This window comes from Bradyrhizobium diazoefficiens, from assembly GCF_016616885.1.
Classification (GTDB): domain Bacteria; phylum Pseudomonadota; class Alphaproteobacteria; order Rhizobiales; family Xanthobacteraceae; genus Bradyrhizobium; species Bradyrhizobium diazoefficiens_F.
This window is the reverse complement of record NZ_CP067102.1, coordinates 2,602,505-2,616,481: the sequence shown is the minus strand read 5'-3', so window position 1 is coordinate 2,616,481 and position 13,977 is coordinate 2,602,505. Positions and strand designations below refer to the sequence as shown.

Sequence of the window (13,977 nt, the reverse complement as noted above, 5' to 3'; positions counted from 1 at the left end):
TGCCGCCGCTTGTAAAGACAGCAGACACCGTTCATGCCGCACGATCCTTTGCTCACGCGCTTGACGTCCGCTCTTGCCGCGGTGCCGGGCATCGCAGCCATCGTGCTCGGCGGCTCGCGTGCGCGGAGCAGCGCGCATCAGGCGTCCGACTACGATATCGGTCTCTATTTCACGGCGGCGATCCCGCTGGATACGGAACGATTGCTGGCAGCCGTGAAAGCGATCGCCGACAGCCCCGCAGCCACTTCGGTGACGCCAATCGGCGAATGGGGGCCGTGGATCGTCGGCGGTGCGTGGCTCGCGGTCGACGGACACAAGGTCGATCTGCTTTACCGCAATGCCGACGCCGTCGAAGCGGTGATGGACTCCTGCCGCGCCGGCATCGTCACCATGGACTACCAGCCCGGCCATCCGCACGGCTTCTGCTCTGCGATCTGGATGGGCGAGATTGCCTACTGCCAGCCGCTGCACGATCCGCAGGCCCTGATCGCCCAGCTGAAATCGATCGCACAGCCCTATCCGCGGCCACTGCGCGATGCCTTGATCCGGCGCTTTCGGTGGGAGGTGTCATTCGGCATCGACAACGCCGAGCTTGCCGTCGCGCGCGGCGAGCAGACCCACGTCGGCGGGTGCATCTACCGATCGCTTGCCTGCGTCGCACAGGTCCTGTTCGCGCTGAACGAGCGCTATCTCATCAATGAAAAGGGGGCGCTGCTGGAAGCGGCGCACCTGCCGCTGACGATTCCGCATCTGGCCGAACAGGCAAAGGAGGTCTGGCGGCTGATTGGCGAAGACGCCCTTGCGCCCGCCTGCGACGTGTCGCGAGAAATCGATCGGCAATTGCAGACGCTGACGCAGTCGAGCGGGAAGCAGCCGTGAGCGGCTACGCCGTTCTGTCCACCGAGGACGACGAGTCGGCCGGCGGTTATTTCGTCACCGGCACCATGAAGGACTTGTTGCCGACCTGGTAGATGATCTTGCCGTTCTGGCCGTCGTCGGTCGCGATCTGCGACTGCCCGAACATGATGACGTTCTTGTAGACAATGCCGGTGCCCTGGCGGGTGATGCCGTCGGTGGTGACGCTGACCTGCGCTTCATTGCCGTTGACGGCGAGCACGCGAAAGCTTGCGCTCTTGCCGTTGTCGCTGGACTAGCCGCCCCAGCTTCCCATCAGACGGCTGTCGGAGGCCGGCGGCGCCTGCTTCTCGAGGGTTGCGGTCTGCTTGCCGGCGCCGCCCGCGGAGAACAACGGCACTAGGTTCTTGCCGTCCTTCGTGCCGACCGTCACCGAGCCGAAGGTGATGAGCGAGCCGCTGATCTGGGCAAAACCACGCTCGGTGTGCCCGTTGTGGGTGTACTCGACCTGGGCACGGCTGCCGCGAATGTTCACGACCTTGAAGCCGACGGGCTGGTTGTTGCCCGCCCAATTGCCCTTCCATTCACCGAGCAGAGCGCATGGTGATACATCCGCTCATTGGCGGGCGAAATCTGGCTGGTGCTCTGCGTGACGATGGCCATGAATCTGCTCGGAAGCAGTGTCTGAAATATTCAGAAACAATTGGATTAGGACCACGCCACACTTAACGAGCGGTTAATTTCAACCACCCGACACGATGAGGCAAACGGCCTCATCGCGATCGACCTTCAGCGGCCCCAGCGATCCGACCAGATCTTCTCGCCGATCATGCAGTTCACGCGCGGCTCTTTCTCCTTGTCCGCAGCGTGCACCACCGGACGGTCGGGCGTGCGGCCGGCGACTTCCATCAGCAGCTTGGTCCGGATCGCTTCCTTGAACTTGTCGCGATCCTTGATCGCGATGACGAAGGAGCCGGGACCGCCGACGACGCAGTCTTCGTAGTAGTAATCGAGATTGTCGATATCCATGGTCGAATAGGACGGCTCCTTGACCATGATCGGCAGGCCGTTGATGACGACGCCTTTCTCGAGTGCGGCGTCGCGCGCCACGGTGACCGGGCCGCCATTGTTGTTGGGGCCGTCGCCGGAGATGTCGATGACGCGGCGAATCCCGCGATAGGGATCCTCATCGAACAGCGGCATCGCAAATCCGATCGCGCCGGAGATCGAGGTGCGTGAGGCGCGCCGGATCGGCGTCTTCAAGATCTCGGCGGCGACCGCGTCCGCCGTCTCCGGTCCGTCGATGAGGCGCCACGGGATGATGATCTTCTGATCGGAGGATGCAGCCCATTCGAAATAGGTCACCGCGATCCTGCCATTGGGGCCGACCTTCAGCGCCTGCAAAAACTCCTTGGACTGGATCGCCAGCGCATAACCCTCGCGCTGGACCGCGAGCTCATCCATGTCCATGGAATAGGAGACGTCAACCGCGAGGATCAGCTCGACATCGACCGATTGCGCATCACCGTCGGCCGCCTGTCGCTGCGGTTGATGTAATTTTGGCCCTGGTGCCGCGACGCCCGCGACATCCCCTCCAGCAAGCACGCCGGCCACCAGCACAGCCCCGATCGAGAACAGCAATCGCATCGCAGTCTCCCGTCGTATGACGCGATGGTGACATGCAAACGCCTTGCCGCAAAGCGCGAAGATCGCTTGTGCTTCACATTCAGGTTAGAGATTTGCGAGCTTGCGCAAGAATGCCGCTGCGTCGCCATGGTCGTGCCGCAGGAAGACGCGTGACAACATACAAGTCATTCCGGGGCTCGCGAAGCGAGAACCCGGAATCTCGAGATTCTCAGGAGCGCAATTGCGCACCGGAGCTCGATGCTGCGCATCGCCCCGGAATGACGGGGGACATCTCTTGTTCCACGCCATTTCCATGCTAGGCTGACTGCACAGACGGGGATGGAGTCCCCCGAACAACCGCCCGGCGGTCGCATGACCGTAGTGGGCTGATGACTGCTGCTCGAGGCGAGGCAATCAGTCTCTGCCTTTGGCGGGAGCATGGACAAGCCCGCCGGTGGCGGGTTTTTTGTTGCCTGAAACGAAGGTCAGGACGTGACGACGACCACACCGACTGTTTCGCGCACCAGGCTACCCAGGGGAATCTGGGTGCTCGGCTTCGTCTCGATGCTGATGGACATCTCCTCCGAGATGATCCACGCGCTGCTGCCCGTCTATCTCGTCACCGTGCTCGGCGCCTCCACGCTCACCGTCGGCTTTATCGAAGGCGTCGCGGAGGCGACCGCCTCGATCACGAAGATCTTCTCCGGCGCATTGTCGGACTGGCTCGGCCGGCGCAAGCTGCTCGCCGCCCTCGGCTATGGCCTGGCCGCCCTGACCAAGCCGCTGTTCCCACTCGCCCCCAGCGTCGGCTGGCTGGTCGCGGCGCGCTTCATCGACCGCGTCGGCAAGGGCATTCGCGGCGCGCCCCGCGATGCGCTGATCGCCGACATCTCGCCCATCGGCCTGCGCGGCGCGAGCTTCGGCCTGCGGCAGTCGCTCGACACGGTCGGCGCTTTCGTCGGCCCGCTCGCCGCAATCGGCCTGATGTGGTGGACGGCGGACCATTTTGCCACCGTGTTCTGGGTAGCCGTGGTGCCGGCGTTCTTGTCCTTCGGACTGATCGCATTTGCGGTCAAAGAGCCGGAGCCGGATGCTAGCCGCGAGCCCGCGAAGAACCCACTCAACACCGCCGCCATGCGGCAGCTTGGACCCGTGTACTGGCGCGTCGTCGCGGTCGGCATCATCTTCACGCTCGCCCGCTTCAGCGAGGCCTTCCTCATCCTGCGCGCGCAGAACATCGGCCTCAACGCGATGTGGGTGCCGGCGGTGCTGGTGCTGATGAACATCACTTATGCGCTCTCGGCCTATCCCGCAGGCGTGCTGTCGGACCGGATCAACCGGACCGCCCTGCTCGCGCTTGGCCTGGTCTTCCTCGCCGGCGCCGACCTCGTGCTCGCGCTGCTGCCTAGTCTGTCCGGCCTCGCGCTCGGCATCGTGCTGTGGGGCCTGCACATGGGATTGACTCAAGGCTTGCTCTCAGCGCTCGTCGCCGATACTGCACCACCAAACTTGCGCGGCACCGCCTTCGGCTATTTCAACCTGTTCACGGGCCTTGCGCTGCTGGCCGCAAGCGTGATCGCCGGCGCGCTATGGGATGCCTATGGGCCGGCGGTCACGTTCCTTGCCGGGCTCGGCTTCGCGCTGGTCGCGCTCGTGGGGCTGCTCGCTGTCAGGAATGGTCTGACAACGGAGAACAAGTGAGGACGGGAGGCTATTCATCGTGCTGAGCGGAGTGATCGCAATCGTGGTCGGCAGCGTGCTGGGCGGCTGCGCCCGCTATTTCGTCTCCGGCGTGATCGCGCGGCGGCTGGGCGAGACCTTTCCCTGGGGCACCATGACAATCAACGTCACCGGCGCCTTCCTGATCGGCATCTTCAGCGCGCTCGCGACCCATTCCGGCTCGGTGCTTGCCGCGCCCAATCCGTGGCTATTCGCGGTGACGGGCTTCCTCGGCTGCTACACCACAGTGTCCTCGTTCAGCCTGCAAACGCTGACACTCGCCCGTAACGGTGAGCCGGTGCACGCACTCGGCAATGTCGTGTTCTCGGTCGGACTGTGCCTCGCGGCTGTGAGCTGCGGCTTCCTCCTTGCGGACAGCCTGGGAGGCTAGAGGCAGATGAATTCCTCCTCTGCCGACCGCTGGCGTACGGCGATGCTCTATGCCTGGGTTTCTGCCGGCAGCGTTGTCGGCGGGCTGACCCGCTATCTGGCCGGACTCACCCTCGACACCGGCCCCGGCTTTCCCTTCGCGACGCTGTTCATCAACGCGACGGGCTCGCTCATCATCGGCTTCTACGCGACGCTGACCGGCCCCGACGGCCGCATGCTGGCGCGGCCTGAGCACCGGCAGTTCGTCATGACCGGCTTCTGCGGCGGCTACACCACCTTCTCGACATTCAGCCTGGAGACTTTCCGTCTGTTTCACGGCGGCATGAAATACACGGCACTCGCCTATGTCGCGGCGTCCGTCGGCTGCTGGTTGGTGTCGGTATGGGCTGGGCATATGATGGCGAGCCGCTACAACCGCTTGACCAGGAGTTGACCATGCAGATCCCCAATCAGGCTGTTTTACTCCGCATCTTCATTGGCGAGAGCGACCATTTCGACGGCAAGCCGCTCTATGAAGCGATCGTGATGACGGCGCGCGAGCGCCACCTTGCGGGTGCCACCGTGCTGCGCGGGCCGATGGGGTTCGGCAAGTCGAGCCGGCTGCACACCTCGAAAATCCTGCGGCTTTCGGAAGACCTGCCGCTGTTGATCGAGATCGTCGACAGCGAGGACAACATCAACGCATTCCTGCCCATCCTGGACGGCATGATGTCGAGCGGCCTGATCACCTTGGAGAAGGTGCAGGTCCTCCAATATGGTACGAAAGCCGCGAGCTGATCGCTCCGGCTGGGAACCCGAGCCCGCCGTGTCCAGGAGGCGGAATGAACGACACTGTCACCACGCCGAAAACCAGGACCAGGACCAGGACCAAGGTCGAGCGGCCAAAGCTGCACAAGGTCATCCTGATCAACGACGACTACACGCCGCGTGAGTTCGTCACGATGATCCTCAAGGCCGAATTCCGCATGACCGAGGATCAGGCCTACAAGGTCATGATCACCGCGCACAAGCTCGGCGCCTGCGTCGTCGCCGTCTTCACCAAGGACGTCGCGGAGACCAAGGCCACCCGCGCCACCGACGCCGGCCGCGCCAAGGGCTATCCGCTGCTGTTCACGACCGAGCCGGAGGAGTAGGACGCACCGCCTCAAGCTCATCCCTGAGCCGCGCCATGAGGATCTCGTCGTGATAGGTGCCGTCGACCGGGATCGACGGCGGCACGGAAGGCGTCGGTGTCAGCGATCTCGATCTGACGGAATTGGACGGTCGTGGGCGGCCCGCCTGCTTCACGCCATCACCACCGGCGTCTCCTCGGCGAGCCCGTACACACGCTGCGCCTTGGAAAATCCCGCGATCGGAAAATCACCGAGATCGCGCCAGTCGTGCTGGCAGACATCGGCAAAGCCTTCTGACGCCACGACGGTGCGTCCCAGCCGGCCCGCGATCTTTTCCATCCGCGCCGCGAGATTGACGGCCGGCCCGATGCAGGTGAAGTCGAGCCGGTTGCCGCCGCCGATATTGCCGTAGAGGATGTTGCCGACATGCAGCGCGACGCCGAAGCGGAAGCGCTCGACGACATCGCCGACCGGAAAGGCGAGCGCCTCGACGCTCGCGCGGGATTCGCGTGCGGCCTCCAGCACGCGCGTGCAGACATGGGCGGCATCGCCGACATATTCGTCGATCGGAAACACCGCCAGCAGTCCGTCGCCCATGAATTTTAGCACCTCGCCGCCGTGGCCGCGGATCGCCGTGACCTGGCAGTCGAAATAATGGTTGAGAATCTCGACCACCGTCTCGGCCGGCAACCGGTCCGACAACGCGGTGAAGCCCCGCAGATCCGACAGCCAGATCGCAGCCTGCATGGTGTCGTTATGACCACGACGGATCTGGCCGCCGAGAATGCGTGCGCCGGCGCGGTTGCCGACATAGGTGTCGAGCAGCATCTCGGCTGTACGGCGCAGGGTGACGATCTCGCTGACCCGCGCTAGCGGCGCCATGATCATTCGGATCGTCGCGATGTCGTCATCGCTGAAGCCGCCGGGATGCCGCGTGACCCAGCTCGTGGCATGGATCGAGCCATCGAGAAACGGCATCGGCACCGCGATGTAGTCGGTCACGCCTTCGGCACGCATATCGTCGAGAAACGGAAACCGCCTGCTGTCGGGATCGTCCATGCGGCCCCGTACCTCGATTCCCTGCTCGAACACGATGCGAAGCGGGCTCTTGGCGAACTCGGGCGTCTCGAGAATCTCGAAATCGACGGTGCCGATTTCAACTTCCTGCCCTTGCCGCCAAATGAAGTTGCGGCCGAAGATTTCCGGATGCAGCGTGCGGATGAAGATGCCGAACCGCGACAGCGGCAGGCCGGCATCGACCAAGCGCTCGCAGACGGCGGCGATCATGTCGGCTGAAGTCCCCGAAGACCTCGCGCCGTCAATCAACCAGTTCAGGACGCGCTGAAGCCCGGAGCTTTCCATGCCCGCATTTGCCGACGAAGTTGTGGAATCGTCAAGCTGCGCGGTGGGCTAGTGGCGCCACACAAAAGCTTCAAGCACGGCGCTCTACCGCCCCACCTGTCCGCGATCCCGGATGAAATGATCCGCCAGCACGCAAGCCATCATGGCCTCGCCGACCGGGACGGCGCGGATGCCAACACAGGGGTCGTGGCGGCCCTTGGTGAAGATCTCGGTATCGGCGCCCTGGCGATCGACCGTGAGACGTGGCTGCAGGATCGACGAAGTCGGCTTCACCGCGAAACGTACCACTACCGGCTGTCCCGTGGAGATGCCGCCCAGAACGCCGCCGGCATGGTTGGACAGGAAGCGCGTGCCGTCATTGCCGGTGCGCATCTCGTCAGCGTTTTCTTCGCCGGTGAGCTCGGCAGCGCCGAAGCCGGCACCGACCTCGACGCCCTTCACCGCGTTGATGGTCATCATCGCGCCCGCCAGATCGGAATCGAGTTTTGCGTAGATCGGCGCGCCCAAACCAGCCGGCACGCCTTCGGCGACGATTTCGAGCACCGCGCCGATCGAGGAGCCGCTCTTGCGGATGCCGTCGAGATAGGTCTCGAAGAACGCAGCCTTGTCCTTGTCCGGACAGAAGAACGGATTCTTGGCGATCTCGTCCCAGTCCCACTTCTCGCGGTCGATCTTGTGCGGGCCCATCTGCACCAGCGCGCCACGCACCTTCACATCGGGCAGCACCTTTCGCGCAATCGCACCGGCGGCGACGCGCATTGCGGTCTCGCGTGCGGAGGAGCGGCCACCGCCGCGATAGTCGCGCAGACCGTACTTCGCTTCATAGGTGAAGTCGGCGTGACCGGGGCGAAACTTGTCCTTGATTTCCGAATAGTCCTTCGAGCGCTGGTCGGTATTCTCGATCAGGAGCCCAATCGGGGTGCCCGTGGTGACCTGCACGCCGGTCTCCGGATGCGCCATCACGCCGGACAGGATCTTGACCTGGTCCGGCTCCTGGCGCTGGGTCGTGAAGCGCGACTGGCCCGGCTTGCGGCGATCGAGGTCCTGCTGGATGTCGGCCTCGGTCAGCGGGATCATCGGCGGGCAGCCGTCGACCACGCAGCCAATCGCCACTCCGTGGCTCTCGCCAAAGGTGGTGACGCGGAACATGTGGCCGAAGGTGTTGAAGGACATCAGTCTCTAGCTCGTAAGGTCAGGTGCTGACCTGTGGTAGCGCCCGGAAACACCGCATTCAACCCTGTTCCCGTCGTTCCGGGACGATGCGGGAGCATCGAACCCGGAATGACGGTGGGTTGTCCTAACTATACTTGTCCAGCCGGCCGTCGCGGAACACGTAGACGGCGCCCTGCTCGATATAGAGATCGGCGGCACTGGCCGGCGTCTCCAGGCCGAGCGAAACCATCAGGGCCCGGCAGGTGCCGCCGTGGGCGACCGCGACGGTGTCGGTCCGAAGCTCGTCATACCAGGCGCGCACGCGGACCTGCACATCGGCGTAGGTTTCCCCGCCCGCAGGCCCCACCGTCCATTTGTCGGCGAGGCGCCTGGCATAGATGTCGGGATCTGTCGCCTCGCTCTCGGCTAGCGTCAGCCCTTCCCAGCTGCCGTAGCCGATCTCGCGCAGGCGATCGTCCAGCGCATAATCCGTAACAGGCAATTCGAGCTTGCCGCGCGCCAGTTCCATGGTCTGGCGCGCACGGCCGAGCGGGCTCGACACATAAGGCAGCGCCGCCTTGTCCTTGCCATCCCGCTGGAGGAGGTCGCCCAGGATGAGGCCTGCCTGCACGGCCTGACTGCGGCCGCGCGCGTTCAGCGGAATGTCCTTGATGCCTTGGAGCCTGCCGAGCGCATTCCACTCGGTTTCGCCGTGGCGAAGATAATAGATCGTGGGCACGGGCATTCCGCGTAGCGATTAGTCCTTCGGCACCGTACCGGATGCCTCGGGCCGGCTCATGCCCAGCACGTTGTATCCGGAATCGACGTGATGGATTTCGCCGGTGACGCCGCGCGACATGTCCGACAAGAAATAGACCGCGCTGTCGCCGACCTCCTCGATCGTCACGTTGCGCCGCAGCGGTGCGTTGACCTCGTTGTATTTCAGCAGCAGGCGGGAATCCGAGATGCCGGCGAAGGCAAGCGTCTTGATCGGCCCTGCAGAAATCGCATTGACGCGGATCGCCTTCTCGCCGAGGTCGGCGGCGAGATATCGCACGCTCGCTTCGAGTGCGGCCTTCGCCACGCCCATCACGTTGTAACGTGGCATCCACTTCTCGGCGCCGTAATAGCTGAGCGTGAGGATCGAGCCGCCGGCGGTCATCAGCTTCTCGGCGCGCTGCGCGAGCGCGGTGAGCGAATAGCAGGAGATCAGCATCGATTTGGAGAAGTTTTCCGGCGTGGTGTCGACGTAGCGGCCGTCGAGCTGTTCGCCATAAGCGATCGCGTGCACGACAAAGTCGATCTTGCCCCACTTTTCCTTGAGGCCTTCGAAGGCCGCATCGATCGTCGCGGCGTCGGTGACGTCGCAATGGCCGAGCACAAGTGCACCGACTTCGGCAGCCAGTGGCTCGACGCGCTTCTTCAACGCATCGCCCTGATAGGTGAAGGCGAGTTCGGCGCCGGCCGCCCGGCATGCCTTGGCGATGCCCCAGGCGATCGAGCGGTTGTTGGCAACCCCGAGAATGACCCCGCGCTTGCCTTGCATCAGTCCCTGCATCAGACCTGAATTCTGCGCCATTTGCTAACGTCCTGTGGCTCTCGTTAAGGTCTGGAGGTACACCAGCCCTCCCCTGCGGTACAGCCCTATTACGTGGCGTTAACGCTGTTTCCAGCGCCGGAATAGCCGTTCCGTTCGGGTGTTATGATCGCTATAGGCGCTCGCGCCTGATGTGAAGGACGTCCAGACGGCATGAGCGCGTTTCGCCAGAGCGTGGAAGCCATGATCCCGGCGTTGCGCCGCTACGCCCGCGCGCTCACGCGCGATGCGGATGCGGCCGACGATCTGGTGCAGGACACGCTGGTGCGTGCGTTGCGTTCGGAGCGATTGTTTCTCGGAGGCGATGTCAAGAGCTGGCTCTACACGATCCTGACCAACCTCAACAAGAACCGGCGGCGGTCGCTCGCAAGGCGGCCGCAATTCATGCAGCTGACGGAGAACAACCCGGATGCCAGCGGGACGGAGGCCGAAGGACGCGACATCGAACGGGCGCTCTCGACGCTCGTCGAGGAGCAACGCTCGGTGCTGCTGCTGGTGATGCTGGAGGGCATGAGCTACCGCGAGGTCGCCGACATCCAGGGCGTGCCGATCGGCACCGTCATGTCCCGCCTGGCGCGCGCCCGCGCACACGTTAAGGCGTCGCTGGAGGGTGAGCGCCCGACGCTCAGGCGGGTGAAATGATGGCAGGATTGATGCATCGCGCAGGCCGCGTCCGCTGCACGGAGAGAGAAGCAGCGCAGTTGAACCGCGTAAGATTTTTTGGGCCGCAGAGCCAGAGACGACCGATATGAACGACCGCGATATTCCCGTGACCGAAGACGAGCTGCATGCCTTTGTCGACGGCGAGCTGCCGCCCGAGCGCCGCGCCGACGTCGAGGCCTGGCTTGCCGCACATCTTGATGATGCCGAGCGGGTGCAGTCCTGGCGTGCCATGGCCGAGATGCTACACGCCCGCTACGACAGCGTTGCCCAGGAGCCGGTGCCGGCCCGGCTGGAGCTCGAACGGCTGGAGCGCCGTCCGCGGCAATGGCTTTATGGTGCGGTTGCGGCTGCGCTGGTCGCCTTCGTTGCCGGCGGCGCGGCCGGCTGGGTGGCGCATGGCGCCGCCAACGCACCCACGACCTTCCAGAGCTTTACGACGGATGCGCTCGACGCCCACCGCCTCTATGTCGTCGAGGTCCGCCATCCGGTCGAGGTCGGCGGCAACGAGCGCGACCACCTCCAGGCCTGGCTGACCCGGCGCTGCGGCTGGACCGTGTTCGCCCCCAATCTGGAGGCGAGCGGGCTGAAGCTGGTCGGCGGCCGGCTGCTGCCGGGGCCGAACGGGCCGGCGTCCTTCCTGATGTATGAGGGCGCCTCGGGCGAGCGCTACACGATCTACACCGCCAAGACCGAGAGCGGCGCAACACAGATGCGCTACGCCAAAGAAGGCAAGGACGGGGCACTGTTCTGGGCCGACCGCGGCGTCGGCTACGTCGTCAGCGGCGGCAGCGACCGCGATCGGCTGACCAAGGTGGCGCAGGCGGTCTATGACCAGGCCGAGAAAAACGGCGGTTGAACAACCCGTCATGGCCCAAGCTTCCCATGGGCATCCTTCAAACCGCGCCGTGCCTCGATTCCGTCATTGAAAATTTGGAATCAGAACATGTATGCGTCTCATTATCGCACCGGGTGTTCACGCGAATATGAGCGGCGTTCGATCCGCCGATCGACGCGGGCGGCCTCGATTGGGGTTTTTGGTACCGCGCTGGTCCCCCTCTCGAGGCCGCACCTCTCTATCGGCTGCCCCGCCGGACATCCGACACGTCGAGCATTCGAGCCGAAAAGCGCTACCACGCCTCGGGCATATGACGAGCATCATCCGTTGGAAGATGCCCTAGACCTTTAGGAGAATCCCTTCAGTTCGAACTCGCCCTACCCAAGCCCGCTACGTGGATTGTAGGGGTGTTGGTCCCGCCACTTCTCCATCAATGCTTCAAGCTCGGCGTCGTTCCCGTCCGGTAGCATAATCCTGATGGTGACGAAGAGATCCCCGGTTCCTCCAGATCTCGGCAAGCCCTTACCTTTGAGGCGGAAGGTCCGGCCACTGGAGGTGTTTTTCGGAACCGACAATTCCACTGCGTTACCGAGCGTGGGCACACGGACCTTGCCGCCGAGCACAGCCTCGTAGAGGGTAATTGGCAGGTCGATCCTGAGATCAGCACCCTCGATCTTGAAGAAGGGATGCGGCGCGATGCTGATGGTGATCAGGAGATCTCCGGGCGGATGGCCCTGGGCGCTCTCGCCCTGGCCCCGCAGCCGGATCTGCTGGCCCTCGACGACGCCAGCCGGAATCTTGACGTTGAGTTCCTTGCCATTCGGCAGCCGGACGCGCTTCTCGCCACCCTGGACCGATTCTTCCAGCGCGACGGACATAGCGACGTTGACGTCGAGATCGAGCCCGATCCCGCCGGTGTCGAATTCGAACTGGGCCCCGCCGCCGGCCCCGGGGCGCGCACCGCGCATCCCGCCGCCGAACATGCTGTTGAGGATGTCCTCGAAAGCGCCGGCGCCCTGGCCGGGGCCTGCCCCGCCGCCTCGGAACGTATAGCTCTCGAAGCCGCCGGGACCTGCGCCTGGCCGCCCGCGCGGTCCGCCGCCGCCCGGAAAACCCTGGAAGCGCGGCTTGCCCTCGGCGTCGATCTCGCCGCGGTCGAACTGCTTGCGCTTGTCCTCGTCGCCGATGATCTCGTTGGCCGAATTGATCTCGGAGAAGCGCTCGGCGGCCTTGGGATCACCCTTGTTGCTGTCGGGATGATGCTTCTTGGCCAGCTTGCGATAGGCGCTCTTGATCGCGGCAGCGTTGGCGCTCCGCGGCACCCCCAAGACCTCATAGGGGTCGCGCATCCGTCACGTCTCCTGTTGGGAAATCCAATCCCGGGAAATCCAAATGTTCAAAAGGGCTCCCCGCCCCACCTGAGCCTCATGTGGGGGGCGAGTGGTATTTTTGCAACTAGTCGACCAGCCTGATTCCTAGCTCCGCCACGGCTTTAGCGTATGAATCTCCCAACGGCCACGGCTGCTTTGGCAGCCGGCGCCCTGGAGCCAGCTTTCGGTCGTCCCGTTGACATAGCTCGCCAGGAAATCGCGGCACTTGCGGCCATCCTCGGCGGCGTAGGATTGCGCGATCGGCGTCACCGAGCCGCGCGCGCCGGTTTCCGGATTCTCCCAGTGCTGGCTGGCATCCTTGTCGCCCTTGCTCAACACGTCGGAGGCGGCGTTGCGGGCGAAGGCGAGATCGGTCTCGGTTGGGGGCGCGTCCTTCGCCGGCCGCACGATCGAACCGGTGAGGTCGTTGTCGTCGGCCTTGGCATAGGCGTTGGTGTCAGTGCGGGACAGACTGCATCCGCCGGCGCCGAGCCCGATCAAAATCATCGTCATGGCAAGGCCCGACGGCCGCATCACCGATAGGCCAACCCGTCCCCATGCCCTATATAGGGCGGGAGCAGACAACAGCGCGCTTTGGGCCGCGGGACGCAATTCGGATTCCAGACATGACCGACACGACCTCGATGAAACACCAGACACCCTTAACATCCGGTGATTTCACCGCCGCCGACGAGCCTTTTGCGCTGTTCGAGGCCTGGCTGAACGAGGCGATCAAGAGCGAGCCGAACGATCCCAACGCCATGGCGCTCGCAACCGTCGATCCCGACGGCCTGCCCGACGTGCGCATGGTGCTGATGAAGGGCTTCGATACCGAAGGTTTTGTCTTCTACAGCCACATCGCCAGCCAAAAGGGCCGCGAACTCGCCGCAAATCCTAAGGCGGCTTTACTTTTTCACTGGAAGTCGCTGCGCCGTCAGGTCCGTATCCGCGGCAACGTGACGCCGGTGACCGACGCCGAGGCCGACGCCTATTTCGCGACGCGACCGAAGCAGGCGCAGATCGGCGCCTGGGCGAGCAAGCAATCGCAAGAACTCGAGAGCCGCTTCGCCTTCGAGCAGGCCATCGCAAAGGTCGCCGCCAAACATGTCATCGGCGAAGTGCCGCGGCCGCCGGGCTGGAGCGGCTGGCGCATCGCGCCTACGCGCATCGAGTTCTGGCACGACCGCCCATTCCGCCTGCACGACCGCATCGAATTTCGTCGTGACGCGGCCGGCCAGCCATGGTCCAAGACGCGGATGTATCCTTGAGCCTTGTCTCGAATCCTGGGCCGACCTG

At 64.2% G+C, this 13,977-nt stretch carries 16 protein-coding genes, 1 pseudogene and 1 riboswitch; of the genes and pseudogenes, 9 read left to right on the top strand and 8 right to left on the bottom strand.

The genetic code is table 11. The annotated features are described in order from the left end of the window. Window positions 1-33: 33 nt before the first annotated feature. The gene (locus JJC00_RS11935) at window positions 34-879 is read left to right on the top strand and encodes a nucleotidyltransferase domain-containing protein (protein WP_200472751.1); all 846 of its coding nucleotides are present in this window, start codon (window positions 34-36) and stop codon (window positions 877-879) included. Between the two features lie 46 nt (window positions 880-925). On the opposite strand, the pseudogene JJC00_RS11930 reads toward JJC00_RS11935, so the two are convergent. Beyond that, window positions 926-1,518: pseudogene (locus JJC00_RS11930) on the bottom strand (hypothetical protein). Between the two features lie 126 nt (window positions 1,519-1,644). Continuing rightward, window positions 1,645-2,502: a DUF1194 domain-containing protein gene (locus JJC00_RS11925; RefSeq protein WP_200472750.1), complete on the bottom strand. Its 858-nt coding sequence runs from the start codon at window positions 2,500-2,502 to the stop codon at window positions 1,645-1,647. A 305-nt stretch (window positions 2,503-2,807) separates the two neighbouring features. Further along, window positions 2,808-2,887: riboswitch (Fluoride riboswitch) on the top strand. Between the two features lie 86 nt (window positions 2,888-2,973). Here JJC00_RS11925 and JJC00_RS11920 point away from each other — a divergent pair. Genes JJC00_RS11920 through clpS form a run of 5 tightly spaced genes read left to right on the top strand, consistent with a single transcriptional unit; the run spans window position 2,974 to window position 5,723 of the window. Then, entirely contained in the window at window positions 2,974-4,182 is a 1,209-nt protein-coding gene (locus tag JJC00_RS11920) for an MFS transporter (protein ID WP_200472749.1), read from the top strand. A 19-nt stretch (window positions 4,183-4,201) separates the two neighbouring features. Further along, window positions 4,202-4,591, top strand: coding sequence for a fluoride efflux transporter CrcB (crcB, locus tag JJC00_RS11915; RefSeq protein WP_200472748.1), 390 nt, complete (start codon window positions 4,202-4,204; stop codon window positions 4,589-4,591). 6 nt (window positions 4,592-4,597) lie between these two features. Beyond that, window positions 4,598-5,023 (top strand): CrcB family protein, encoded by a 426-nt coding sequence (locus JJC00_RS11910; RefSeq protein ID WP_200472747.1) that lies wholly within the window; start codon window positions 4,598-4,600, stop codon window positions 5,021-5,023. Window positions 5,024-5,025: 2 nt separating this feature from the next. Further along, window positions 5,026-5,367, top strand: a complete 342-nt coding sequence (locus JJC00_RS11905) for a DUF190 domain-containing protein (RefSeq protein WP_200472746.1) — start codon at window positions 5,026-5,028, stop codon at window positions 5,365-5,367. A 44-nt stretch (window positions 5,368-5,411) separates the two neighbouring features. Beyond that, window positions 5,412-5,723 carry an ATP-dependent Clp protease adapter ClpS gene (gene clpS / locus JJC00_RS11900; RefSeq protein ID WP_200472745.1) on the top strand — a complete coding sequence of 104 codons (312 nt, stop codon included), beginning with the start codon at window positions 5,412-5,414 and terminating at the stop codon, window positions 5,721-5,723. A gap of 150 nt (window positions 5,724-5,873) precedes the next feature. Here clpS and JJC00_RS11895 read toward each other — a convergent pair whose 3' ends face one another. The 4 genes from JJC00_RS11895 to fabI form a co-directional block, all read right to left on the bottom strand. Beyond that, window positions 5,874-7,064 carry an adenylate/guanylate cyclase domain-containing protein gene (locus tag JJC00_RS11895; protein WP_200472744.1) on the bottom strand — a complete coding sequence of 397 codons (1,191 nt, stop codon included), beginning with the start codon at window positions 7,062-7,064 and terminating at the stop codon, window positions 5,874-5,876. 84 nt (window positions 7,065-7,148) lie between these two features. Continuing rightward, window positions 7,149-8,237 (bottom strand): chorismate synthase, encoded by a 1,089-nt coding sequence (gene aroC / locus JJC00_RS11890; RefSeq protein ID WP_200472743.1) that lies wholly within the window; start codon window positions 8,235-8,237, stop codon window positions 7,149-7,151. A gap of 124 nt (window positions 8,238-8,361) precedes the next feature. Then, the gene (locus JJC00_RS11885; RefSeq protein ID WP_200472742.1) at window positions 8,362-8,961 is read right to left on the bottom strand and encodes a histidine phosphatase family protein; all 600 of its coding nucleotides are present in this window, start codon (window positions 8,959-8,961) and stop codon (window positions 8,362-8,364) included. A 12-nt stretch (window positions 8,962-8,973) separates the two neighbouring features. After that, window positions 8,974-9,795, bottom strand: a complete 822-nt coding sequence (gene fabI / locus JJC00_RS11880; protein ID WP_200472741.1) for an enoyl-ACP reductase FabI — start codon at window positions 9,793-9,795, stop codon at window positions 8,974-8,976. A gap of 171 nt (window positions 9,796-9,966) precedes the next feature. On the opposite strand from fabI, the gene JJC00_RS11875 reads away from it, so the two are divergent. Beyond that, window positions 9,967-10,455, top strand: coding sequence for an RNA polymerase sigma factor (locus JJC00_RS11875; RefSeq protein WP_200472740.1), 489 nt, complete (start codon window positions 9,967-9,969; stop codon window positions 10,453-10,455). A gap of 106 nt (window positions 10,456-10,561) precedes the next feature. After that, window positions 10,562-11,332, top strand: coding sequence for an anti-sigma factor family protein (locus JJC00_RS11870; protein ID WP_200472739.1), 771 nt, complete (start codon window positions 10,562-10,564; stop codon window positions 11,330-11,332). Window positions 11,333-11,688: 356 nt separating this feature from the next. Here the strand turns inward: JJC00_RS11870 and JJC00_RS11865 are convergent, their stop codons facing one another. Beyond that, window positions 11,689-12,660, bottom strand: coding sequence for a DnaJ C-terminal domain-containing protein (locus tag JJC00_RS11865; protein WP_200472738.1), 972 nt, complete (start codon window positions 12,658-12,660; stop codon window positions 11,689-11,691). Window positions 12,661-12,786: 126 nt separating this feature from the next. Then, window positions 12,787-13,194 carry an RT0821/Lpp0805 family surface protein gene (locus tag JJC00_RS11860; protein WP_200472737.1) on the bottom strand — a complete coding sequence of 136 codons (408 nt, stop codon included), beginning with the start codon at window positions 13,192-13,194 and terminating at the stop codon, window positions 12,787-12,789. 113 nt (window positions 13,195-13,307) lie between these two features. On the opposite strand from JJC00_RS11860, the gene pdxH reads away from it, so the two are divergent. Beyond that, window positions 13,308-13,949: a pyridoxamine 5'-phosphate oxidase gene (pdxH, locus tag JJC00_RS11855; RefSeq protein ID WP_200472736.1), complete on the top strand. Its 642-nt coding sequence runs from the start codon at window positions 13,308-13,310 to the stop codon at window positions 13,947-13,949. Window positions 13,950-13,977: the final 28 nt, after the last annotated feature.

Excerpts from the sequence above, each read along its gene's own strand:
- JJC00_RS11925 (WP_200472750.1), bottom strand. The coding sequence starts at position 2,502 with ATGCGATTGCTGTTCTCGATCGGGGCTGTGCTGGTGGCCGGCGTGCTT.
- JJC00_RS11895 (WP_200472744.1), bottom strand. The coding sequence starts at position 7,064 with ATGGAAAGCTCCGGGCTTCAGCGCGTCCTGAACTGGTTGATTGACGGC.
- JJC00_RS11865 (WP_200472738.1), bottom strand. The coding sequence starts at position 12,660 with ATGCGCGACCCCTATGAGGTCTTGGGGGTGCCGCGGAGCGCCAACGCT.
- JJC00_RS11905 (WP_200472746.1), top strand. The coding sequence starts at position 5,026 with ATGCAGATCCCCAATCAGGCTGTTTTACTCCGCATCTTCATTGGCGAG.
- aroC (WP_200472743.1), bottom strand. The coding sequence starts at position 8,237 with ATGTCCTTCAACACCTTCGGCCACATGTTCCGCGTCACCACCTTTGGC.
- JJC00_RS11910 (WP_200472747.1), top strand. The coding sequence starts at position 4,598 with ATGAATTCCTCCTCTGCCGACCGCTGGCGTACGGCGATGCTCTATGCC.
- pdxH (WP_200472736.1), top strand. The coding sequence starts at position 13,308 with ATGACCGACACGACCTCGATGAAACACCAGACACCCTTAACATCCGGT.
- JJC00_RS11875 (WP_200472740.1), top strand. The coding sequence starts at position 9,967 with ATGAGCGCGTTTCGCCAGAGCGTGGAAGCCATGATCCCGGCGTTGCGC.
- fabI (WP_200472741.1), bottom strand. The coding sequence starts at position 9,795 with ATGGCGCAGAATTCAGGTCTGATGCAGGGACTGATGCAAGGCAAGCGC.
- JJC00_RS11935 (WP_200472751.1), top strand. The coding sequence starts at position 34 with ATGCCGCACGATCCTTTGCTCACGCGCTTGACGTCCGCTCTTGCCGCG.
- clpS (WP_200472745.1), top strand. The coding sequence starts at position 5,412 with ATGAACGACACTGTCACCACGCCGAAAACCAGGACCAGGACCAGGACC.
- JJC00_RS11885 (WP_200472742.1), bottom strand. The coding sequence starts at position 8,961 with ATGCCCGTGCCCACGATCTATTATCTTCGCCACGGCGAAACCGAGTGG.
- JJC00_RS11860 (WP_200472737.1), bottom strand. The coding sequence starts at position 13,194 with ATGACGATGATTTTGATCGGGCTCGGCGCCGGCGGATGCAGTCTGTCC.
- JJC00_RS11870 (WP_200472739.1), top strand. The coding sequence starts at position 10,562 with ATGAACGACCGCGATATTCCCGTGACCGAAGACGAGCTGCATGCCTTT.